The organism is Streptomyces sp. DSM 41931 (genome assembly GCF_050271085.1).
Classification (GTDB): Bacteria; Actinomycetota; Actinomycetes; order Streptomycetales; family Streptomycetaceae; genus Streptomyces; species Streptomyces albogriseolus.
The window spans coordinates 4,338,476-4,360,206 of the sequence record NZ_CP189902.1 but is presented as its reverse complement, the minus strand read 5'-3'; the positions used below and the strand labels follow the sequence as shown (position 1 = coordinate 4,360,206).

Annotated in this window: 16 protein-coding genes and 1 pseudogene; 8 read left to right on the top strand and 9 right to left on the bottom strand. The window is 74.7% G+C overall.

The annotated features are described in order from the left end of the window. Positions 1-63: 63 nt before the first annotated feature. Positions 64-549, top strand: coding sequence for a hypothetical protein (locus tag ACP7TJ_RS20330; protein WP_246532062.1), 486 nt, complete (start codon positions 64-66; stop codon positions 547-549). Positions 550-634: 85 nt separating this feature from the next. Here the strand turns inward: ACP7TJ_RS20330 and purH are convergent, their stop codons facing one another. Together purH and purN are read right to left on the bottom strand one after the other, a co-directional pair. After that, the gene (purH, locus tag ACP7TJ_RS20325; RefSeq protein ID WP_093769328.1) at positions 635-2,197 is read right to left on the bottom strand and encodes a bifunctional phosphoribosylaminoimidazolecarboxamide formyltransferase/IMP cyclohydrolase; all 1,563 of its coding nucleotides are present in this window, start codon (positions 2,195-2,197) and stop codon (positions 635-637) included. Then, on the bottom strand, positions 2,194-2,835 hold the full coding sequence (gene purN / locus ACP7TJ_RS20320) for a phosphoribosylglycinamide formyltransferase (protein ID WP_093769327.1): 642 nt from the start codon (positions 2,833-2,835) through the stop codon (positions 2,194-2,196). The genes purH and purN overlap by 4 nt, the downstream gene beginning before the upstream one ends. A gap of 387 nt (positions 2,836-3,222) precedes the next feature. On the opposite strand from purN, the gene ACP7TJ_RS20315 reads away from it, so the two are divergent. Then, a complete protein-coding gene (locus ACP7TJ_RS20315) occupies positions 3,223-4,011 on the top strand; it encodes a hypothetical protein (RefSeq protein WP_367462801.1) in 789 nt (262 codons plus the stop codon). A 63-nt stretch (positions 4,012-4,074) separates the two neighbouring features. On the opposite strand, the gene ACP7TJ_RS20310 is transcribed toward ACP7TJ_RS20315, so the two are convergent. Continuing rightward, positions 4,075-5,760, bottom strand: coding sequence for a DUF6350 family protein (locus ACP7TJ_RS20310; RefSeq protein ID WP_427764395.1), 1,686 nt, complete (start codon positions 5,758-5,760; stop codon positions 4,075-4,077). On the opposite strand from ACP7TJ_RS20310, the pseudogene ACP7TJ_RS20305 reads away from it, so the two are divergent. Continuing rightward, positions 5,692-5,979 (top strand): annotated as a pseudogene (locus tag ACP7TJ_RS20305) (hypothetical protein); the annotation flags it as partial. The gene ACP7TJ_RS20310 and the pseudogene ACP7TJ_RS20305 sit on opposite strands and share 69 nt — an antisense overlap. A gap of 615 nt (positions 5,980-6,594) precedes the next feature. Beyond that, positions 6,595-7,632 carry an RNA polymerase sigma factor gene (locus tag ACP7TJ_RS20300; protein WP_427767416.1) on the top strand — a complete coding sequence of 346 codons (1,038 nt, stop codon included), beginning with the start codon at positions 6,595-6,597 and terminating at the stop codon, positions 7,630-7,632. Between the two features lie 91 nt (positions 7,633-7,723). Here the strand turns inward: ACP7TJ_RS20300 and sucD are convergent, their stop codons facing one another. Continuing rightward, positions 7,724-8,608 carry a succinate--CoA ligase subunit alpha gene (gene sucD / locus ACP7TJ_RS20295; RefSeq protein WP_093769323.1) on the bottom strand — a complete coding sequence of 295 codons (885 nt, stop codon included), beginning with the start codon at positions 8,606-8,608 and terminating at the stop codon, positions 7,724-7,726. Between the two features lie 27 nt (positions 8,609-8,635). Beyond that, positions 8,636-9,817, bottom strand: a complete 1,182-nt coding sequence (sucC, locus tag ACP7TJ_RS20290) for an ADP-forming succinate--CoA ligase subunit beta (RefSeq protein WP_093769322.1) — start codon at positions 9,815-9,817, stop codon at positions 8,636-8,638. Positions 9,818-10,790: 973 nt separating this feature from the next. Between sucC and ACP7TJ_RS20285 the strand changes: the two genes are divergently transcribed. Further along, entirely contained in the window at positions 10,791-11,279 is a 489-nt protein-coding gene (locus tag ACP7TJ_RS20285; protein WP_427764390.1) for a hypothetical protein, read from the top strand. A gap of 507 nt (positions 11,280-11,786) precedes the next feature. On the opposite strand, the gene ACP7TJ_RS20280 is transcribed toward ACP7TJ_RS20285, so the two are convergent. From ACP7TJ_RS20280 to ACP7TJ_RS20270, 3 genes are read right to left on the bottom strand one after another with little or no spacing between them, the layout of a single operon-like run. After that, positions 11,787-12,971: a VWA domain-containing protein gene (locus ACP7TJ_RS20280; protein ID WP_427764387.1), complete on the bottom strand. Its 1,185-nt coding sequence runs from the start codon at positions 12,969-12,971 to the stop codon at positions 11,787-11,789. 14 nt (positions 12,972-12,985) lie between these two features. Beyond that, positions 12,986-15,364 carry a DUF5682 family protein gene (locus ACP7TJ_RS20275; protein ID WP_427764384.1) on the bottom strand — a complete coding sequence of 793 codons (2,379 nt, stop codon included), beginning with the start codon at positions 15,362-15,364 and terminating at the stop codon, positions 12,986-12,988. Then, positions 15,361-16,518, bottom strand: a complete 1,158-nt coding sequence (locus ACP7TJ_RS20270) for an ATP-binding protein (protein ID WP_093769319.1) — start codon at positions 16,516-16,518, stop codon at positions 15,361-15,363. The genes ACP7TJ_RS20275 and ACP7TJ_RS20270 overlap by 4 nt, the downstream gene beginning before the upstream one ends. A 134-nt stretch (positions 16,519-16,652) precedes the next feature. Between ACP7TJ_RS20270 and ACP7TJ_RS20265 the strand changes: the two genes are divergently transcribed. Both ACP7TJ_RS20265 and ACP7TJ_RS20260 read left to right on the top strand, forming a co-directional pair. Next, positions 16,653-17,822, top strand: coding sequence for a hypothetical protein (locus ACP7TJ_RS20265; RefSeq protein ID WP_380797962.1), 1,170 nt, complete (start codon positions 16,653-16,655; stop codon positions 17,820-17,822). A 124-nt stretch (positions 17,823-17,946) separates the two neighbouring features. Further along, positions 17,947-19,581, top strand: coding sequence for a DUF5691 domain-containing protein (locus tag ACP7TJ_RS20260; protein ID WP_427764380.1), 1,635 nt, complete (start codon positions 17,947-17,949; stop codon positions 19,579-19,581). 344 nt (positions 19,582-19,925) lie between these two features. Here the strand turns inward: ACP7TJ_RS20260 and ACP7TJ_RS20255 are convergent, their stop codons facing one another. Beyond that, complete coding sequence (locus ACP7TJ_RS20255; protein ID WP_093769316.1) at positions 19,926-20,342, bottom strand: cobalamin B12-binding domain-containing protein; 417 nt, start codon at positions 20,340-20,342, stop codon at positions 19,926-19,928. A gap of 392 nt (positions 20,343-20,734) precedes the next feature. On the opposite strand from ACP7TJ_RS20255, the gene ACP7TJ_RS20250 reads away from it, so the two are divergent. Next, positions 20,735-21,604: an esterase/lipase family protein gene (locus tag ACP7TJ_RS20250; protein ID WP_093769315.1), complete on the top strand. Its 870-nt coding sequence runs from the start codon at positions 20,735-20,737 to the stop codon at positions 21,602-21,604. The last annotated feature ends 127 nt before the right edge of the window (positions 21,605-21,731 follow it).

Below are 21,731 nucleotides of genomic sequence, written 5' to 3'. Positions count from 1 at the left end.
CGGTGCGCGCGCCCGGCACGGTGTGAGCACACCGCCTCCGCGGTGCCACCGACCACTTCGTTCATGGGGGAACCAGTGAACACCTTCAAGTCCGCCGCGCTGCTCGTCGCGGCCACGGCCCTCGTCGCCGGCAGCTCGGTCGCGGCCACCGCCGCCCCGGGCCCGGACGGCACCCGGGTCACCTCGCTCCAGAAGACGGCCGAGCGGATGCTGGGCGGCGACGCCGAGCCCGTGCGGGTGACCGCCGACGCGGTCCGCTACGACGGGCTGACCGTCACCGAGGCCCCGAAGGGCAAGGCCTCCACGAAGGCCCTGTCCTGCGCTTACGGGCACCTGTGCATGGTCGTCAACGGCACCAAGTTCGACTTCTACAAGTGCCAGACGTGGAAGCTGAGCAACTGGACCGGCGACGGCCCCTTCATCAACAACCAGACGCCGGGCACGGTCGCCCGCTTCTACAACCAGGACGGCAGCGTCCGCTGGACGTCCACGGCGTACGAGTCGGGCACGGCCACCTGGGACCCGATCTGGTACCTGCGTCCCTGCTGACGCGGGCACGCGGGACGGCGGTGGCCCCGGTCCGGGAAGGGACCGGGGCCACCGCCGTCGGGCGCGGGATCGGTGGAACGCGGGATCAGTGGAAGAAGTGCCGCGTCCCCGTGAAGTACATCGTCACTCCGGCCTTCCGCGCGGCCTCGACGACCAGTTCGTCACGGACCGAGCCGCCCGGCTGGACGACGGCCTTGACGCCGGCCTCGGTGAGGATCTCCAGGCCGTCGGGGAAGGGGAAGAACGCGTCGGAGGCGGCGAAGGAGCCGCGGGCGCGCTCGGCTCCGGCCCGCTCGACCGCCAGCTTCGCGGAGTCCACGCGGTTGACCTGGCCCATGCCGACGCCGACGGACGCGCCGTCCTTGGCGAGCAGGATCGCGTTGGACTTCACCGCGCGGCAGGCCTTCCAGGCGAAGGCCAGGTCGGCCAGCTCGGCCTCGGACAGGGCCTCGCCGGTGGCCAGCGTCCAGGTGGCCGGGTCGTCGCCCTCGGCCTGGAGCCGGTCGGTGACCTGGAGGAGCGCGCCGCCGTCGATCGGCTTGACCTCGACCGGGGCGGACGGCGCCTGCGGGGCGCGCAGCACGCGGATGTTCTTCTTCTTGGTGAGGGCCTCCAGCGCGCCGTCCTCGTAGTCCGGGGCGACGATGACCTCGGTGAAGATCTCCGCGACCTGCTCGGCCATCTCCTTCGACACCGGGCGGTTGACGGCGATCACGCCGCCGAACGCGGACAGCGGGTCGCAGGCGTGCGCCTTGCGGTGGGCCTCGGCGACGTCCGCGCCGACCGCGATGCCGCACGGGTTGGCGTGCTTGATGATCGCGACGGCGGGGGCGTCGTGGTCGTACGCGGCACGGAGCGCGGCGTCCGTGTCGGTGTAGTTGTTGTACGACATCTCCTTGCCGTGCAGCTGCTCGGCCTCGGCGAGACCGCCGGTGCCGGAGACGTACAGCGCGGCCGGCTGGTGCGGGTTCTCGCCGTAGCGAAGGGTGTTCTTCCGCTCCCAGGTGGCGCCCAGGAAGTCGGGGAACGACGAGTCGTCCACGGGCGCGTACTCGGACGCGAACCAGGAAGCGACGGCCACGTCGTACGCGGCCGTGTGCTGGAAGGCCTCGGCGGCGAGCCGCTTGCGGGTGGCCAGGTCGAAGCCGCCGCCCTGGACCGCGGCGAGGACGTCGCCGTAGCGGGCGGGGCTGGTGACGACGGCGACCGACGGGTGGTTCTTGGCGGCGGCGCGGACCATCGAAGGGCCGCCGATGTCGATCTGCTCCACGCACTCGTCGGGCGTGGCGCCGGACGCGACGGTCTCGCGGAACGGGTAGAGGTTCACGACGACCAGGTCGAACGGCTCCACGCCGAGGTCCTTGAGCTGCTGCTCGTGGTCGGCGAGACGCAGGTCGGCGAGGATGCCGGCGTGCACCTTCGGGTGCAGCGTCTTGACCCGGCCGTCCAGGCACTCGGGGAAGCCGGTCAGCTCCTCGACCTTGGTCACGGGGACGCCCGCGGCGGCGATCTTCGCAGCGGTGGACCCGGTGGAGACCAGCTCCACCCCGGCCTCGTGCAGGCCGCGCGCGAGATCCTCGAGGCCGGTCTTGTCGTAGACGCTGACGAGCGCCCGTCGAATGGCCCGCTTGTTGCTCTCGGCGGTCACTGGATAACTACCTTTCGTCCCTCGATGCGATAGCCGTTGCGGGCGAGGCGCCCCACGACCTCGACGAGCAGCCTTCGCTCGACTTCCTTGATGCGCTCGTGCAGAGCGCTCTCGTCGTCCTCGTCCCGGACCTCCACCACGCCCTGCGCGATGATCGGCCCGGTGTCGACGCCGTCGTCGACGAAGTGGACGGTGCAGCCGGTGACCTTGGCGCCGTACGCGAGCGCGTCCCGTACGCCGTGGGTCCCGGGGAAACTGGGCAGCAGGGCGGGGTGGGTGTTGACGAACCGCCCGCCGAAGCGCGCGAGGAACTCCTTCCCCACGATCTTCATGAACCCGGCGGACACCACGAGGTCGGGCTCGTACGCGGCGACGGCCTCGGCGAGCGCCGCGTCCCACTCCTCGCGGGTCGCGTGGTCCTTGACCTTGCACACGAAGGTGGGCAGACCGGCGCGCTCGGCCCGGGCCAGCCCTTCGATGCCCTCGCGGTCCGCGCCGACGGCGACGACCTCGGCCCCGTAGGCCTCGGGTCCGACGGCGGCGATCTCGTCGAGGAGCGCCTGCAGATTGGTGCCGGATCCGGAGACCAGCACGACGAGACGACGCCTGGCGCGCTCGGCCACGGGCTTGGCGGCCACGGTGGGGCCCTTTCTCGGGGAGCGTCTGTACGGTCGGCGGCACAGCGCTTTGTACATTCCTACGAATGCTTCGCGCCCCCTGATACGGGGAAGCCTACGAAGCGGCCGACCGGCAGCAACGATACCGGCACTCCCGACGGGCCCCCACGGGACGGGGGCGTGGCCGGAAGGTAGCGTCTGGTACGAGCCGGCCGGGGTACGCAGGTCCTGGACACCGGGGCGCACGGGAACGCCGACCGCGCACCGTTCGTTCACGGGGCGACGGACCCGGGCCGCGCGGAGCTGACGGGAACGCACCAGCTCACCGCTCACTCGTAGTCGATACGTCGTGCGAGGCGGTCACACCGCACCCACGCCGTGCTTCATTAAGGGGAAGACGCTCACTTGATGCCGGACCGCAGCCTGCGACTCCTCACGTTCCCCCAGCAGTCGGCCCAGGGAGGGGAGCGGGGTGCCGTGCTGCTGCGGGAGCGCCCCTCCTCACCCCCCGACGCCTCCCGGGGCGAGGGCGGCGACGACCGCCGCGGCGCCCAGGGCCAGGGTTCCCGGGACGGCCAGGACGACAACCCGTTCGCGCCCCCGCCGGAGGGCACGCCCGACCGTCCCTGGCAGCCCCGCCACCCCTCGGGCGGGGAGGGCGAGGGCGAGGGCGGCGGCCGCTCCCCGTGGGGCCGCAACTGGAGCGACCGGCAGCCCGGCCGCTCCCCCGGCGGCTTCGGCGAGCGTCCGCGCGGCCCCGAGGGGCAGGGCGGCGGCCAGCAGGGCCCGGGCATGCGCTGGGACCCCACGGACCCGGCCCAGCGCCGCGCGCGCTACGCCCTGCTGGGCGGCATGTGGGCCTTCTTCTTCGCCCTCTTCAACTGGCCGTACCTGGCGCTGCTGCTGGGCGCGCTCGCCCTGTACTGGAGCATCAGCGCCCTGCGCGCCAAGCCCCGCGGGCAGGACCCGGACGTCCCGGCGTCCGGGCAGAAGGGCCGCCCGCAGACCACGGCGGCGGTGAGCGGCCTGGTCACGGCGGGGCTGGCGCTGCTCCTGGTGGCCGGGGTCTTCGGCGCCCGCCTGGTCTACAGCGACTACTACGAGTGCACCAGCGACGCCCTCACGCAGCAGGCGCGCCAGTCCTGCGGGGACCATCTGCCGGAGCAGCTCCGCGGTCTGCTGGACGAGCAAGGCTGACGGGACGTCCGGCGGGAGCCCGCCGGACGTCACCTGGGATTCCGCCGAACCCCGTCCGCCCGCTCACGCGGGTGGGCGGGGTTCGGTGTCTCCGGGGGCGGAGGGTGAGGGGGCGTCGTCGGGGGCGGAGGGGGCGGGGAGGTCGGGGAGCTCGCGCGGGGACGCGGGGTTCGTCGCCGGCGAGGTGGGCGCGGGGCGCGGGCTGAACCCGAGCGGGCCCGCGCCGGCGTCGAGGCCGCCGAGGCCGCCGTGATCACGGTCGTCGCTGTCCTGGTCGAGGAGCAGGTAGGGCTCGTCCTCGGCGACCGGGGCGGGAGCGCTGCGCTCGCGCTTCCGCCCGAACCGCCTGCGGCGAGGGAGCCGCGTCCTCAGGGCCGGGCGCGGGGAGACCGGACGGCGCCGGGGCGCGACCACACGGGCCGGTCGGCGCTCGCCCCCGCCCCGCCGGTACGGCCGCCGGAGGCACCACGCCCGTACGGTCAGGGCCGTCACGGCGGCCGTCAGTCCGAGCCACACCGCGGTCGCCAGGCCCACCTGCCACCACACGGGGCCGAACCGGGCCAGCGCGGCCGTGCCCAGCGGACCGCCCGCCAGCCCGGCGAGCAGCGCCAGCAGCGCCCCGCACAGCCCGGCAGCGAACGCCGCCGCACCGGCGGTCCGCCCGGTCGTCCAGATGCGGAAGCCTCCCCCGCCCGTCACGGACCCCCGCCCGACGAACCATCCCACCACGGCCCCCGCCGTCAGCGGCAGCGCCGCGACCGTCCCGTGCAGCGCCGTGCCCGCACCCGGGTCCGGCACCGCCGCCAGCAGCGGGAACGGCGGCAGCAGCGGCGCGGCCTGCGCACCGAGCGGCGTCACCGAGGTCCCGGCGCCGAGCAGGAAGCCGGGGCCGAGGGCGTAGGCCGCCGCCCACACCGCCGCGTTCGGCAGCAGCGCGACGCAGAGCAGCAGCACCGCCAGCCACCCCGGCCAGCCCTCCGTCAGCCGCCCGAACGCCCCGCGGGTCTCGCCGAGGTGCCGGCCCAGCGACACCGTCAGCAGCACCGCACCACCCGCGACCAGCACCGTCGCCCCGGCCGCCGCCGCGCGCGCCGCGACACCGGGACGGCCGTCCGGGCCCAGCACCAGGTGCCGCACGCCCCGGGGCAGCACCGCTCCCAGCACCTGCTCCAACGGCCCGCTGGGCCGCCCGTACGCGGTCCACACCCCCGTCCCGGCGGCTACCAGCGCGACCAGCGGTACGCACACCGCCGTCCACGTCCACGAGGGCCGCAGCGCACCGCCGGCGGCGTAGAGGGCGGCGGGGGCGGTGACCGCGAGGTAGCCGAGGACGACACCCGCCCAGGCGATACGGCCCGGTACCAGCGGGGCGTTGTCACGGGCGCCTCCCTCGGCGGTGTCCCGCGCCGCCCGGTGCAGCAGCCACACCGGCACCACGGCCGGCAGCAACGGGGGCACCCCCATGGGGGCGGGGGCGCCGGAGAGAGTGTCGACGCGGACCAGTTCGGCGCCGTGAGCGAGCAGCCACAGGGCCGCCGCGACGTGCAGGGCGCCGCCGGGTCCGCTGTCCGGGTAGGGCGAGCTGACCCACAGCAGCATCACGAGCACGGTGAACACCGCGAGGCCCAGCCCGGCCGCGAGGGCGCCACCCACCAGGCCGGAGGCCAGCCCGGGCGAGCGGTGACGCGCCCGGCGGAACAGGGAGGCCGGCATCGATCGGCGTACGGTCGTCTGGATCACGCCCGCCATGCTCCCAACGACACGCGCTTTACCGGTGTAACGGGCAAAGCTCGGCTGTGTCGCTCAATATACGTTTATGTACTTTTCTGTACTGAGGGACGCCCAGTGACGCGGAGCCCTGCCCTTCCACTCCCCCCGCCGACCGAACGCCGACGCCTGCGGGAGGCCTGCTCGCTGACACGCGCTCAGCTCGCCAAGCGCCTCGGGGTACGCCCCGACACGGTGCGGGCCTGGGAATCGGGCCGCAGCACGCCCCGGGGCCGCAACAGGGCCGCGTACGCGGAACTGCTGTCCACGCTGGCGGCCGACCATCCGGCGCCCCGTCAGGCGCCGCAGACACCCGGCGGGGTGACGATCGTTACGGCACCGATCGAAGGCGCCGACGACTCGAACCAGGGCGTTGCCCCGAACCCCGCGTCTTTCATCCTGACCCCGACGTCGCTCCTCTCGCCGGTGGCGGACACACCGTCGGAGCCGCGCACGTCGTCGGCGACCGAACGGACCGCGCAGCGCGGACCGACGCCGGAATCGGACTCGGTGCCGGGGAGCGGATCGGAGCCGGAGAGCGGACCGGAGCCGGAGAGCGGACCGGCGTCGGATTCGGACTCGGTGCCGGGGAGCGGATCGGAGCCGGAGAGCGGACCGGCGTCGGATTCGGACTCGGTGCCGGGGAGCGGATCGGAGCCGGAGAGCGGACCGCGGTCGGGGAGCCGGTCGGCGTCGGAGGAGGACCCGGTGCCGGGAGACGGGCACGAGTCGGGGAGCGGGCCGGCGTCGGAGAACGGATCGCAGCCGGAGAGCGTATCGCGGTCGGGGAGCCGGTCGGCGTCGGAGGAGGACCCTGTGCCGGGAGACGGGCACGAGTCGGAGCACGGCTCGGTGCCGGTGCGTGGTCCCGAGCCGGGAGCCGGAGCCGGGTCGGGGCGCGGGGCGCCGTCGAGCGGCGGGGCGGAGTCGGGTCGTGGGCGCTCGTCCCGTACCGGAGGCCGGGGGCGGAGGCGCCCCTCGTGGGCGCGGGCGCTGCGGCCGTCGGGCCTGAACCGTGCGCCGGGGGCGGTCCCCGCCGCACGGCAGGCGGGGCCGTATCTCACGCCCGCTCAGGCCTTCGACGCGCTGTACGCGTACTGCGCACCCGCCCTCGTCCGGCAGGCGTACCTGCTCACCGGGCGGCGCGACCTCGCGCACGAGTCGGTGGAGCGGGCCTTCCAGCGGGCGTGGGACCACTGGCCGGAGGTGGCGCGTGACCCGGACCCGGCCGGGTGGGTGCGTGCGGCCGCGCACGACTGGGCGCTCTCCCCCTGGCACCGCTTGCGCCGCCGCTACCGGCACCCCGAGCCCCCGCCGCCCGACGACCACGACCGCGCACTGCTGGACGCGTTGCTGAGCCTGCCGCCGCCGTACCGCCGCACGCTTGTGCTGTACGACGGTGTCGGCCTGGACCTGCCGGATACCGCGGCGGAGACGGAGGCCAGCACGCGGGCCGCGGCCGGGCGGCTGCTGTACGCGCGTGAGGTCCTCGCGGAGCGGCTGCCGGAGCCGGCCGGTCCGGGGGAGCTGCACGACCGGCTGGCGGAGCTGGCGTCCAGCGGGCGGACGCGGGCGGCGGAGCCGGCGGCGGTCCGCGTCGGCGGCGAGCGCCGGGCGCGTCTGTGGACGCGGACGGCGGCGGCCGTCACCGTCGTCCTGATCGGCAGCACGGCGATGACCTTGCACACGGCGCCCACGCACTACGTACCGCCCGTACCGCCGGGCGAGACGGTGCGGGGCGTGCCGCCCCGGGCGGCGCCGGGCCCGCTCTCGGACGACCAGCGGGAACTGCGCGACCGGCTGCGCGAGGCCCTGCTCGACGGCCCGGAACGCCTGACCCCCGAGGCCCGCTGAGCCGCTGCCCCGCGCACCGGCCAAGACGGGTGGGCCCGTCCCCCACCAGGGGAACGGGCCCACCCGTACGATGCGCTGTCGCGCCGGCGGTTCAGCCGGCGAGGATCGCGCGCGCCAGCTTGGCGGTCTCGGTCGGCGTCTTGCCGACCTTGACGCCGGCGGCCTCGAGGGCCTCCTTCTTCGCCTGCGCGGTGCCGGAGGAACCGGAGACGATGGCGCCGGCGTGACCCATGGTCTTGCCCTCCGGCGCGGTGAAGCCCGCGACGTAGCCGACGACCGGCTTGGTCACGTTCTCCTTGATGAAGGCCGCGGCCCGCTCCTCGGCGTCGCCGCCGATCTCACCGATCATCACGATCAGGTCGGTGTCGGGGTCGGCCTCGAACGCGGCGAGCGCGTCGATGTGCGTGGTGCCGATGATCGGGTCGCCACCGATGCCGACGGCGGTCGAAAAGCCGATGTCACGCAGCTCGTACATCATCTGGTACGTCAGCGTGCCGGACTTCGAGACCAGGCCGATGCGGCCCGGCTTGGTGATGTCGCCCGGGATGATGCCGACGTTCGACTGGCCCGGGGTGATGATGCCGGGGCAGTTCGGGCCGATGATCCGGGTCTTGTTGCCCTTCTTGCCGGCGTAGGCCCAGAAGGCGGCCGTGTCGTGCACGGCGATGCCCTCGGTGATCACGACGGCCAGCGGGATCTCGGCGTCGATGGCCTCGACGACCGCGTCCTTGGTGAACTTCTCCGGCACGAAGACGACGGAGACGTTGGCGCCGGTCTTCTCGATGGCCTCCTTGACGGTGCCGAAGACGGGTACCTCGGTGCCGTCGAAGTCCACGGTCTGACCCGCCTTGCGCGGGTTCACGCCGCCCACGACGTTGGTGCCGTCTCCGAGCATGAGCTTGGTGTGCTTCATGCCCGTGGCGCCGGTCATGCCCTGGACGATGACCTTGCTGTCCTTGTTGAGCCAGATAGCCATGGTGTGTTGTGTCCTCGTCCTGAGTGCTTACTTGGCGGCGTGGGCCAGCTCGGCGGCCTTGTCGGCCGCGCCGTCCATGGTGTCGACGCGCTGCACCAGCGGGTGGTTCGCGTCGGTGAGGATCTGCCGGCCGAGCTCGGCGTTGTTGCCGTCGAGGCGCACGACGAGCGGCTTCTCGACCTTCTCGCCGCGGTCCTCCAGCAGCTTCAGGGCCTGGACGATGCCGTTGGCGACCTCGTCGCAGGCGGTGATGCCGCCGAAGACGTTGACGAAGACGGACTTGACGTCCGGGTCGCCGAGGATGATCTCGAGGCCGTTGGCCATGACCTGGGCGGAGGCGCCACCGCCGATGTCCAGGAAGTTCGCCGGCTTGACGTTGCCGTGCTTCTCACCGGCGTACGCGACGACGTCCAGGGTGCTCATGACGAGACCCGCGCCGTTGCCGATGATGCCGACCTCGCCGTCGAGCTTGACGTAGTTGAGGTTCTTCTCCTTGGCGGCGGCCTCGAGCGGGTTCGCCGCGGCCTTGTCGTGGAGCTCCTCGTACTCGGGGTGACGGAACTCGGCGTTGTCGTCGAGCGACACCTTGCCGTCCAGGGCGATGACGTCGCCGGAGGCGACCTTCGCCAGCGGGTTGACCTCGACGAGGAGGGCGTCCGACTTGATGAAGGTGTCCCACAGCCTGATCAGGACGTCGGCGACCTTGTCCGCGACCTCGGCCGGGAACTTGGCGGCCTCGACGATCTCCCGGGCCTTGGCCTCGTCCACGCCGTCGATGGCGTCGATCGCGATCTTGGCGACGGCCTCCGGACGGGTGGCCGCCACCTCCTCGATCTCCATGCCGCCCTCGACGGACGCGATGGAGAGGAAGGTGCGGTTGGCACGGTCGAGGAGGAAGGAGACGTAGTACTCCTCCAGGATCTCCGGGGCCGTCTCGGCGATCATCACCTTGTGGACCGTGTGGCCCTTGATGTCCATGCCGAGGATGTCCGTCGCGCGGGCGACGGCCTCGTCCGGGGTGGCGGCGAGCTTCACGCCACCGGCCTTGCCGCGGCCGCCGACCTTCACCTGGGCCTTGACGACGGACTTGCCACCGAGACGCTCAGTGGCTGCGCGGGCCGCCTCAGGCGTGTCGATGACTTCACCGGCCAGCACCGGTACATCGTGCTTGGCGAAGAGGTCCCTCGCCTGGTACTCGAACAGGTCCACGCGCTTCCGTCCCTATCAGTGATCTCGCGGTTCGTTGGATGCGTGGGCGTGCCGCGAAGGGCAACGTGACGTCCGCTCTGTCACAAGGGAGGCGCACACGGTGTCCGAGCGCGCGGCATGTCCGTCTCGCAGGTTATCGCCGCATGGGGGGAGCCTCTAAATCGCGAGTCACACGTGAGCGGTGATACCTGTCACATGATGTCGGCTTCTCCGGCACCCCGTGCCGCGCGTGAGGGGCCTCACCGGGCTGGGGTTGGCCCGGTGAGGCCCTGCCGAACAACCCGGACGGGCTGTGACGCCCGTGGTCCGGGGTTGCGGGGCGGCCGGCCTCCATTCCCCAATGAGGGCCGGCCTCCCTTCCGCGAGGTCGCGGCCGGACGAACCGACGGCTTTCGGCTGTCCGGGGTCCTGATGCCCCGCGGAGTCCTTTGTTACCCGTGAGTCAGGAACGGGTGGCAGGCGGGTGCGCACCGGGGAACGCCGGGACGGCCGGTCCACGGCCGTTTCGGCCGGGACGGGGCTTCTGTCCGTACGGACGGCTGCGCGCGCCTGCGCGGGAGTGTCGCCGTACGGCCTAGGCGGGCGGGACGTGCACGTCCCGGCTGTGCTCGCGCGTGCCCGAGATCTCCGCGGACGCGGTGGCGCCCGGCACGAGCCGGGGCACGGGCCGGTGTGCCGCGGGCACGGCACCCGCATCGGCGTGCCGCGCGCCGCCCTGATCGGCGGATGACCGACTGCCGAGAGCACCGTCGCCCCCCGCACCTCCGGCGGGGGCAGGGACGGCCCGGGAGGCAGGAGCCGCCCGGTGGGCGGCCGGGGTGACGGCTTCGGCGGACGCGCCTGCGCCGGCGCCTGCGGCCACGGGGGTCCACGGGCCGTGGACGACGGGGGCAGGCGGTACGGCGGGGTTGTCAGCCGCTGCCGACGGGGGCTCGGGCGCCTGACCGCCGGGGGTGGCGGGACCGGGTACGAGGTGGGAGGGGAGGGGCTGTGCGGGGAGGCCCGGGAGCCCGGGAAGGCCCGGCAACGACTGCGGCGGCAGCACCGCGGGCTGCCCCAGCACGGGCAGGGACACGGCGGGCAGGGCCCCGACGACGGCGTCCAGCTCCTCGGTCACGCCGCCGACCACCTCCCCGACGGGCCGCAGCACGCGCTGCACGACGGACCCGACGGACCCGACGGACCCGACGGACCCGACGGGTCGAACGATCCGCTCCGCGACGGGGACACCGACGGCCTCGCCGACGGGCGTGAGCACGCGACCCACGACCGACTCGGAAGGCGTCTCCCCGTCCGGCCTCGGCGCCTGCTCCTCGCCCGCCCGACCGACCCCCTCCACGCCGGGGTGCACCGTACGCTCACCGGCAGGACGCGTCACCCGCGCGACGGCGGGCTGCACCACGCGCTCGTCCGCTCCGCGCACCGCCCCGCCGAGAGACAGCAAGCCCGGCTTCTGCCCTGACCGCGCACCGGACTCGGCGCGAGGCCGCGCGCCCGGGCCAGCCGCGGGCTGTCCGCCGGACCAGGCGTCGGACCGGGAGCCCCGCACGTCCGCGAGGCGACTCGCACTCCCCATCGGTTTCCGGGCCGCAGGCCCGTCCCCCGCCGCCGTGAGGCCGTCCAGCACGGACACGGACGGGACGCCCCCCGCGTCCCCCCGCACAACCCCTCCGGCGAACGGCGGGCCGTCCGCCGCCCGCGCCTGCTCACCGCACAGCACGCCGAACAGAAACACCGCACCCGCGACCAGCGCCAGCCGAACCGCACGCCTCCGGGCCGCCGCGCGCACCACGCGTGCGGCAGCCCCGGGCACGGCTGTTGCTGACCAGGTCGACAGGGGCGTTCCCTCTCCGGACTGCGAGGACCACCGGATACCTTCACGGGTCCTCGATAGAACGGCCCCGATCCTTGCACGCGACGCCCGCGGTCCCGCAACCCCCGTGTCACCGATGGGCACTCATGTCCGTTTTCAGCGCGGGGAGTCCGGTCCGGCCGCCCCCGCGTCGGGTATCGGCAGCGGCCGCTTCTCGATCGCCGCCGCCATCACCTCCGGAAAGAGGTCGGGGGTGCAGGCGAACGCCGGCGCGCCCAGCGCCGCGAGGGCCGCCGCGTGCTCCCTGTCGTACGCGGGCGCGCCCTCGTCGGAGAGGGCGAGCAGCGACACGAACTGCGCGCCCGACGCCTTGACGGCGGCCACCCGCTTCAGCATCCCGTCGCGTATCCCCCCTTCGTAAAGGTCGCTGATCAGCACGACGACCGTGTCGGCAGGCCGGGTGATGCGCGACTGGCAGTACGCGAGCGCCCGGTTGATGTCCGTGCCGCCGCCGAGCCGGGTGGCGAAGAGCACGTCGACTGGGTCCTCCAGACGCTCGGTCAGGTCGACGACCTCGGTGTCGAAGACGACGAGCCGGGTGGCGACCGCCCGCATGGACGCGAGGACCGCCCCGAACACCGCGGCGTACACGACGGACGACGCCATCGACCCGGACTGGTCCACGCAGAGCACGACCTCCTTCCTCACCGACCGCGAGGCGCGCCCGTAGCCGACGAGCCGCTCGGGCACGACCGTGCCGTGGTCCGGCAGGTAGTGCCGGAGGTTGGCCGCGACGGTGCGGTTCCAGTCGATGTCGTGGTGGCGGGGCCGGCGGACGCGGGCGCTGCGGTCGAGGGCGCCGGTGAGGGTGGCCCGGGTGCGGGTGGCGAGCCGCCGCTCCAGGTCCTCGACGACCTTGCGCACGACCTCCCGTGCCGTCTCCCTGGTCGTCTCGGGCATCGCCTTGGTGAGGGAGAGCAGCGTGCCGACGAGGTGGACGTCGGCCTCGACCGCCTCCAGCATCTCGGGCTCCAGCAGCAGCGTGCCGAGGCCGAGCCGGTCGATGGCGTCGCGCTGCATGACCTGGACGACGGAGGTGGGGAAGTACGTGCGGATGTCGCCGAGCCAGCGCGCCACCGAGGGCGCCGACGCCCCCAGTCCTCCCGCCCGCTCGCGTCCCGTCCTGGGGGTGTCGTCCTTGCCGTAGAGGGCGGTCAGGGCGTCGTCGATCGCGGTGTCCTGTCCGGACAGCGCGTGGCCGGTGCCGTCGGCCGCGTCCCCGCCGAGCACGAGCCGCCACCGGCGCAGCCGCTCCTCCACCGGGTCCCCCGCGGTCGTCATCCTGGCCTCCCCCGTCATCGCCGCACCTCCACCCGGTCCACCCGGTCCGCCTGGACCTCCCCGTCGCCGTCCGGCCCCAGCAGCAGCCGCAGCACTGGCAGGACGGCGTCCGCCCGAGCCTCGTCCACGCCCGGCCCGAAGCCGGGCGCGCCGGCGGTCAGGGCCTGCACGCGGCCCTGTCTGCCGGGCCCCCGGCGCACCCGTTCCCCGAGCGTGCGCCGTACTCCCGGCTCGTACGCCGAGAACGTCCGCCGCAGCAGCGGCAGCACGTCGGTGAACGCCTCCGCCGGAACGGCCGTCAGCCACCGGTCGACCAGGCCGAACAGCCGCTCGTCGTGGACCAGGAGCAGCCCGCCGCCGGAGCCGCCCACGAACCCCTCGATCCACGCGGCAGCGTCCGCCGGGGGCGTGCCCGGCGACAGCACGAGCCGCATGAGCCGCGCCGCCTCGTCCTGCGCCAGTTCGCCCTCGTCCAGCAGCAGCCGCACGGCCCGGCCGCGCAGCACCCCCGGCACGGCGTCCCGCGCGGACAGCGTCCGCAGCACGGCCCGCCAGCGTGCGCGCAGTCTCCCGTCGCGCGCCGCGGGGACGTCGCCGAGCAGGCCCAGCGCACTGTGCACCGCGTCGACATGGCGCCGCATCTCCTCGGCCGCGTCGGCGTCCAGCCCGGCGCAGGCGGGCGGCAGTCCGACGAAGACCCGCTCGGCGAGACCGGCGGCGACCTCGGCGAGGGCTGCCGTGTCGGTGCCCCGGACGTCGCCGTAGCGCAGCGAGCGGACCAGGGCGGGCAGCGCCTGCGCGAGATGGGCGACGTCGGTGTCGAGGGCGGCGCGGTCGGCGAGGACGCGCATCACCACCGGGAGGGCGTCGGGGAGGGCGGCCAGCAGGCAGCGCTCCGCGAGACCGGTGACGTCGGCCAGGGCGCGCGCGGCGACCGCGTCCGCCTCCGCCTTGGCGGTCGCGGCGGCCGGCACGGTCGTCCCCCACACCCCCGCCTCGGCGGTGCGCACGGCCAGCTCGGGCTCCCAGCGCAGCCGCCAGGTCTCCCGGAAGGTGCCGGTGCCGGAGCGCGAGGCGGCCGGGCGTCCCCAGTCGATGCCGAGCAGCCGCAGCCGGTGCAGCAGCCGGCTGCGCTCCGCGTCGGTCTCCCTGCGCAGGTCGAGGTCCAGCTCCCGCTCGGCCGCCTCCGGTCCGAGCCGCAGCCGGCGCTGCGTCCGCTCCAGGTCCCGCTGCAACGGCACCGCGGGCACCGAGTCCGGCACCTTCCCCAGCACGTCGCCTACGACCAGCCGGTCGCGCACCAGCGCCAGCGGCACGTCGGAGCCGTCGCACATCACCGCCCGTACGGCGTCGGTGGCCTCGCCCAGGCCGGGCAGCGGGCGTCCGCGCAGCGCGGCGAGGGTCTCGGCGAGCCGCACCGCCTCGATGACGTGGCCGGGCGACACGGCGCGGTCCTCGGCCCGCAGCAGTCCCGCCACCTTGGTCAGCCAGCGTTCGACCGGCCGGTCCGGGGCGGCGAACAGGTGCCCGTACCACCCCGGGGAGTCGATGCCCGCGCCGTACCCGCCGGCCCGGGACAGCCTGCGGTGCGTCCACGGCACCCACGTCACGTCCGTCTTCACCCTCGGCAGGCCCTTGAGCAGCGCCCGGTCGGCGGTCACGCCCGCGCGCCGCCGCAGCGCCGGCACGTGCCACGCCCCGCAGACCACGGCCACGCCGTCTTCGAACTCCCGCTGCGCCTCCCGTATCCGCAGCCGCATATGGGCCTCACGGATCAGGTCCCGCCCGTGCCCGCCGCTGCCGTACGTCTCCCGCAGCGCCGTCATGGCCTCCTCCAGGGCGGTGAACGGCGCGAGCGCGTCCCCCTTCCCCGCGCCGCGGTGTTCGACGACGTCCTCCCACCAGCGCTCGGCGTCGTCGTACCCGGCGGTGTCGGCGAGCACCCCCAGCGGATCGATCCGCACGTCCTCGTCCAGGGCGTACCGCTCCGCCGCGGCCTCCCCCTCCACGCCCTCCTTGTCCTCTTCGTTCTCTTCCTCGTCCCGCTCCCAGGCCAGCGTGTGGGTGGCCGGCAGGTCGATGAAGCGGGCGGGCACCCCGTGCTCCAGCGCCCAGCGGAGCGCCACCCACTCCGGGGAGAACGCGGCCAGCGGCCAGAACGCCGACCGGCCGGGTTCGTCCACGGCATGGGCGAGCAGGGCGACCGGCGGGCGCATGTCCTCCGCCGCGGCCAGCGGGATCAGCGGGTCGGCCTCGGGCGGGCCTTCGATGAGCACGACCCGCGGCCGGGACGCGTCCAGCGCGGCCCGCACGGCCCGCGCCGACCCGGGGCCGTGGTGCCGCACGCCTAGCAGCAGCGGCTGCCCGGTGTCCCGGGCCTGGCCGCCGTTCATGCGCCGGCCTCGCGGCAGGCCCGGTAGAAGTCGGCCCAGCCGTCGCGCTCGCGGACGACGGTCTCCAGGTACTCCTGCCAGACGACGCGGTCCGCCGCCGGGTCACGGACGACCGCGCCGAGCACGCCCGCGGCGACGTCGCCGGCCCGCAGCACGCCGTCGCCGAAGTGGGCGGCGAGGGCCAGCCCGCCCGTGACGACGGAGATCGCCTCGGCCGTCGACAGCGTGCCGCTGGGGGACTTCAGCTTCGTCCGGCCGTCGGCGGTCACGCCGTCGCGCAGTTCGCGGAAGACGGTGACGACCCGGCGGATCTCGTCGACGCCGTCGGGCACCGCCGGCAGATCGAGCGACCGCCCGATCTGCTCCACGCGGCGCGTGACGATGTCCAGCTCCGCCTCCGGTGTCTCCGGCAGCGGCAGCACCACCGTGTTGAACCGGCGGCGCAGGGCGCTGGACAGCTCGTTGACGCCGCGGTCGCGGTCGTTGGCCGTGGCGATCAGGTTGAAGCCGCGGACGGCCTGCACCTCCTGCCCGAGCTCCGGTATCGGCAGGGTCTTCTCGGACAGGATCGTGATCAGGGAGTCCTGGACGTCGGCCGGGATCCGGGTCAGCTCCTCGACGCGGGCCGTCCTGCCCTCCGCCATCGCCCGCATCACGGGGCTGGGGACGAGGGCGTCGCGGCTGGGGCCGTGGGCGAGCAGCCGGGCGTAGTTCCAGCCGTAGCGGATGGCCTCCTCCGGGGTGCCGGCCGTGCCCTGCACCAGCAGCGTCGAGTCGCCGCTGACGGCGGCGGCGAGATGCTCGGAGACCCAGGTCTTGGCGGTGCCGGGCACGCCGAGCAGCAGCAGGGCGCGGTCGGTGGCGAGGGTGGTCACCGCGACCTCCACGACCCGGCGCGGGCCCACGTATTTAGGGGTGATGACCGTCCCGTCCGGCAGCGTCCCGCCGAGCAGATAGGTCGCGACGGCCCACGGCGACAGACGCCAGCGGGCAGGGCGCGGACGGTCGTCCTGGGCGGCCAGCGCGGCCAGTTCGTCCGCGAAGGCGTGCTCGGCGTGCGGACGCAGGGTGTCCGTCCGCGCGGGGCCGGTGTCCGCGGGCGCGGAGCCGTTCCGCCGCGGGTCGACGGATGTCGGTTCTGCGGACACAGACATGGCTGGGTCCCCCCTCCAGCTCGGCCGGTTCGGATCTGTCACCCACCGTGCACCACGCCACTGACAATCGGCCCCGACCTGCACATATGCCCGCCCGATGCCGACTGTCAGTGGCGGGACCTACCGTCGAAGGCATGACTGATCAGGGGGTGCGCCGGACCGTGGACCAGGTGCCGGCACAGGCGTCTGACGCCGCGTCGGACAGGTCACGCGAGGCCGTGCCCGGCGGGGGTGCGCCGTTGTCCGGCGGGGCGGGCGATCCCTCGCCGGACACGCCGGGTGAGTCCGTGTCGGGCGGACCCGGTGAGCCCGAGTCCGAGACGGCGGGGGACGAACTCCCCGCCGCCGCGCCGCGGGTGTCCCCGGCCGCCCGGCGGCGGGCGGAGCGCCGTGCCGAGCGGATCACGGCGGGGGCGACCGAGCTGGAGCAGCGCCTGGCGGACCTGCTGCGCGGCGGGCTGATCCCGGCCGAGCAGTCCGGTCCCGCCCTGTGGGAGGAGACGGCGGCCCGCATGGTCGACGCGCAGGCCCCGGGTCTGGCCAACCGGGTGCGGGAGCTGGGGTCGCTCGCGAGCACCGGCGCGGACGCCCCCGTACGTCTGCTGGAGGAGTGCGCCCTGCTCCATCTCCTGGCCCAGGCCTGGATACGGCGGGAGCGGCTGCCGGAGCCGCTGGCCGCGACGGTCCGCTCCCGTGTCGGCCTGACCGCATCGCCGGACGGCCCGGCGATCCGCGACGACTGGCTCGTCCTCGCCCAGTACGACACCTCCGACAGCCGCCTGACCACCCGCCGTACATGGCTGTACGGCGCGGTGTCCGGCCGTACGGCGCTGCTCCTTTCCTACGGCGCGGCCGGCCGCGCCCCGGACCTGACGCTTCCGGCGGGGCTGGCCGTCGACGCGGAGCTGACCGCCTATCCGGGCTCCGGGCAGCCGCGGATGGCGCTGACCGAGCGGTTCGGGCCGCCCGCGCCCACGACGGTGCGCCCGCCGGGCACGACGACGTCCGGAGCGCTCGCCCGCTACGGCGCCGCGCTGCGCGACGACCCGTGGCGGGAGTCGGTCCCGGTGACGCTGGACCGTGTCGTGCCGGTCCCGGACGGTGACGGCTGGCTGCTGGCCGACGCCGACGAGGACCACGCCCTGCCGGTCGGCGCGGCGGCCCGGTCCCGCCTTGGGCTGTGGCGGCTGGTCGCCCTGTCCGGAGGCGCCCCGGTCCGGGTCTTCGGCGAGTGCGGCCCCCGGGGTTTCACTCCCCTGGCGGCCTGGCCGCAGGGTCCGGGAGAGGCGGTGCACCTGTGCTGACCAGCCACTTCCGCCTCTCCGCCCGCTCCGTCCCCGCCACCACCATGCATCTTTCGGACATCGCTGGACACTCGGTGCGCGTGAGTCTTCGACCGCACCGGGACGCCCGTCGGAAAGGAAGCTCATGAGCAGGACGACCGCCACCGTGGCCGCGTCCCTCCCGGACCAGTGGGAGGAGCTGGTGACCACGGCTCTGCTGGGCACCGACCGGCGTACCCCGCCGGGCGTGGCGCCCGGCCCGCAGGCGCCGTCGGCCCTGCTCGACGCGGCCGCCGCGGCGACCGTACGGCGACGAGCCGGGCTGCGCCCCGCGAGGCCGGCCGAGCGGCTGCGCCCGGCCCCCGAGGACCCGCGCCCTCCCCTTCCGCCCGCCGCCGCCCGCCGGCTCGCGGCGCTGCTCGCCGACCGTCCCGGCGCGTCCGGCGGCGGCCGCCGGGGCGCGGCACCGGATCTGATGGAGCTGCTGCCGCAGTGGCTCCAGGCGGCGAACGCCCGCGGCTACGCGCCGCCCCCGCAGGCGCTGCCCGCCCTGCTCGACACCGCACGGGGCCGCACCGACCTGCGTCCGGCGGCACTGCGGTTCGCGGGCCCGCGCGCGCTGTGGCTGGCCCGCCTCAACCCGGACTGGCGGTTCGCCCTGCGCGCGGCCCCCGGCGGTGGCCCCTCGGCCCCCGACCTCCGCGACCCGGGGGGCATACGGAGGCTCTGGCAGGAGGGCCTCTTCGCCGAGCGGGTCACGCTGCTCACCGCCCTGCGCTCCCGCGACGCGGCCGCCGCGCGCGCCCTGCTGGAGGAGACGTGGGCGACCGAGCGGGCCGAGGACCGGCTTATGTTCCTGGACTCCCTGCGCGCCGGACTCGGCCCGGACGACGAGACGTTCCTGGAGCGGGCGCTGGCCGACCGCAGTCGCAACGTACGGGCGACGGCCGCCGAGTTGCTGTCGGCGCTGCCCGCGTCGGCGCTGGCCGCGCGGATGGCGGTGCGCGCCGCCGCGTGCGTGGCGGTGGACCGCACGCAGGACGTGCCGACGGTCGTCGTGGAGGCGCCGCACGAGTGCGACGCCGCGATGGAGCGCGACGGCGTGGTGGCCAAGGCGCCCGCCGGACGCGGAGAACGGTCGTGGTGGCTCGGTCAGCTGGTGGAGGCGGCGCCCCTCGGCACGTGGCCGGGGCGGCTCGGCGGGCGCACCCCGGAGGAGATCGTGGCGCTGCCGGTCGCCGACGGCTGGCAGGGCGAGCTGCACGGGGCCTGGTGCCGTGCAGCGGTGCGGCAGCGGGACACAGAGTGGTCCCGGGCGCTGCTCGGGGAGCCCTCCGCGCCGGAGGCGGGCGGTCCGGGGGCGGTGTCCCTGGCCGAGCGCGCCCGGCTGCTGGCCGCCCTGGACGCCGGCGAACGGGCGGCGTGGGTCGCCGGGTTCATCGAGACGCACGGCCTGTCCGAGGCGTTCCAGCTGCTCGGGGTGTGTGCGGTGCCCTGGGCCCCGCCGCTCGGGCGGGCCGTGGTCGACGCGCTCAACATCGCGCGGGACGCAGGGAGTTATCCATGGAGTTTCAGCGGAGTCATGGGCCTGGCCGAGCGCTGCCTCGACCCGTCCGAGGCGAGCCGTCTGGACGCGCTGCTGGCGATACCGGACGAGCCCGAGGACGCGGCGCCGGGCGCCGGGAGCTACTGGTCGGAGGCCTTCCAGCGCCTGGTGACCACGCTGCGGCTGCGCGGCGCGATGCTGGCCGAACTGGCTCCGGAGGAACCGGCCCCCTGACCGGACCGGCCGACCTCGTCACGTCCCGGCTCACCACCGGAGCGCGCGGCACATACGCCGACGGACACCCTCGGCGCCCGGGGACCGGCATCCCGCCGCCCGCCGTCACACGGCCGGCAGCGGCTCCCGCACCGCGGGCACCGGCAGCACCGGCCCCCGCGGTCCTCGTCGCGCTGACACCAGCCACCCTCGTCGCGCCCACCCCGGACGTCCTGGCCGCCCCGGTATCCGCGCCCGTCAGCACACCGACGCCCACTGCCCCGGCGCCCCTGGCACCTCTCACCGCGGCCGGCCTCACGGTCCCGGCGGCGCACCGCCGGCCGTCCGCCGCCGCGACCGTGCGCCTACGCCTCCGCGGGCTGGCGGACGTTCGCCCGCACCCAGTCCACGATGGACGCCGTGGTGGCGCCCGGCGTGAAGATCTCCGCGACGCCCTTCTCCTTCAGCGGGGGGATGTCCGCCTCGGGGATGATGCCGCCGCCGAAGACGAGGATGTCCTCCGCGTCCCGCTCCTTCAGCAGCCCGATGACCGCCGCGAACAGCGTGTTGTGCGCGCCCGAGAGGATGGACAGGCCGATCGCGTCGGCGTCCTCCTGGATCGCGGTGTCGACGATCTGCTCGGGGGTCTGGTGGAGCCCGGTGTAGATCACCTCCATACCGGCGTCGCGCAGGGCCCGCGCGATGACCTTGGCCCCGCGATCGTGGCCGTCGAGCCCCGGCTTGGCCACCACCACGCGGATCGGACCGGCTGCCACACCCATCACTGCCTCCATGAAGCGACTACATCCATCCGTATCGACCAGTACCGCACACATCGCACGGATTCCCCGGCCCGAACCGGCCGCAGAAGTGAACGAACGTTATCTCCAGCATCCCGCAACCGGCAGTTTCGCGGTGCACAGGGAGGGGGAAATCACACGGTGGGACACGTCCGTCGCACAGCGTTCCCGGACCCGGCCCCGGAGCCGAGTGCTCGTGCGACGCACGGACATCAGTGGGAACATGCGCATAAGGGATGCGCTTCGAGGTCGACCCACCGCCGCGCACCGTCCACGCGTCACCGGCGCGCGCCGTCGACCGCTCTCGGAGCGCCATCCCACGAGGGCACACGGGGGACGAGGCTGTCCCCTCGCGTGCCGACAGGAGGTCGGCCATGAAGGTCACCCAGGCAGCTCTTCCGTTCCTGCCCCTCTGCCGGCGCCTCCTGCCGGCCCGGCTGGCGGATCTCTCCGTGGGCCTGCTGAAGGCGACCGCGCTCGAGCTGGCGATCCTGGCGGGCCATGTCCTCCTCTATCCCGCCGGCATCATCCAGGAGCGGCGCGGCCCCGACCGCTCCGCACTGACCACCCCGGAGGGGACGGCGGAGCTGCCGACGGAGGCCAAGCCCCCGGTCGTGCTGCTGCACGGCTTCATCGACAACCGCTCGGTCTTCGTCCTGCTGCGCCGCAGCCTGGCCCAGCACGGCCGGCAGCAGATCGAGTCGCTCAACTACTCCCCGCTGACGTGCGACATCCGCACGGCGGCCGAGCTGCTCGGCCGGCATGTCGAGCAGGTCTGCGACCGCACGGGCAGCGAGCAGGTGGACGTGGTGGGACACAGCCTCGGCGGGCTGATCGCGCGGTACTACGTGCAGCGGCTGGGCGGTGACCGGAGGGTGCGGACGCTGGTCACGCTCGGCACCCCGCACTCCGGCACGCGCGTGGCGCCGCTGGCCAACGCCCATCCGATCGTGCGGCAGATGCGTCCGGGCTCCCCGGTGCTGGAGGAGCTGGCCCGGCCCGCCCCCGGGTGCCGTACGTACTTCGTGGCGTTCTGGAGCGACCTCGACCACATCATGGATCCGCTGGAGACGGCGTGCGTCGACCACCCGGACCTGGAGGCGGTCAACGTGCGGGTGAGCGGTGTGGGCCACCTGGCGCTGCCGGTGCACCCTGCGGTGGCGACGGGCATCCGGGAGGCGCTGGACACGGCGCATCCGGGTGAACCGTCCGGCGGACGGGCGAACGGCCTCACGGTGGCCTGAGGCGCGGGGGCGCACGACACGCCGGTGCCTCTCCCCCTGGACGGACCGATCTTTCGCGTCCACAAGCGAACAACATCGGTCAGAGACGGCCGACTTGTCGACGCCCGCGCGTCACTATTTCGAACGC

Coding starts and splice junctions, on each gene's coding strand:
- ACP7TJ_RS20330 (WP_246532062.1), top strand. CDS start 64: ATGGGGGAACCAGTGAACACCTTCAAGTCCGCCGCGCTGCTCGTCGCG.
- ACP7TJ_RS20250 (WP_093769315.1), top strand. CDS start 20,735: ATGAAGGTCACCCAGGCAGCTCTTCCGTTCCTGCCCCTCTGCCGGCGC.
- ACP7TJ_RS20315 (WP_367462801.1), top strand. CDS start 3,223: ATGCCGGACCGCAGCCTGCGACTCCTCACGTTCCCCCAGCAGTCGGCC.
- ACP7TJ_RS20270 (WP_093769319.1), bottom strand. CDS start 16,518: ATGTCTGTGTCCGCAGAACCGACATCCGTCGACCCGCGGCGGAACGGC.
- ACP7TJ_RS20280 (WP_427764387.1), bottom strand. CDS start 12,971: ATGACGACCGCGGGGGACCCGGTGGAGGAGCGGCTGCGCCGGTGGCGG.
- ACP7TJ_RS20310 (WP_427764395.1), bottom strand. CDS start 5,760: ATGGCGGGCGTGATCCAGACGACCGTACGCCGATCGATGCCGGCCTCC.
- sucD (WP_093769323.1), bottom strand. CDS start 8,608: ATGGCTATCTGGCTCAACAAGGACAGCAAGGTCATCGTCCAGGGCATG.
- ACP7TJ_RS20260 (WP_427764380.1), top strand. CDS start 17,947: ATGAGCAGGACGACCGCCACCGTGGCCGCGTCCCTCCCGGACCAGTGG.
- ACP7TJ_RS20275 (WP_427764384.1), bottom strand. CDS start 15,364: ATGAACGGCGGCCAGGCCCGGGACACCGGGCAGCCGCTGCTGCTAGGC.
- ACP7TJ_RS20265 (WP_380797962.1), top strand. CDS start 16,653: ATGACTGATCAGGGGGTGCGCCGGACCGTGGACCAGGTGCCGGCACAG.
- ACP7TJ_RS20255 (WP_093769316.1), bottom strand. CDS start 20,342: ATGGGTGTGGCAGCCGGTCCGATCCGCGTGGTGGTGGCCAAGCCGGGG.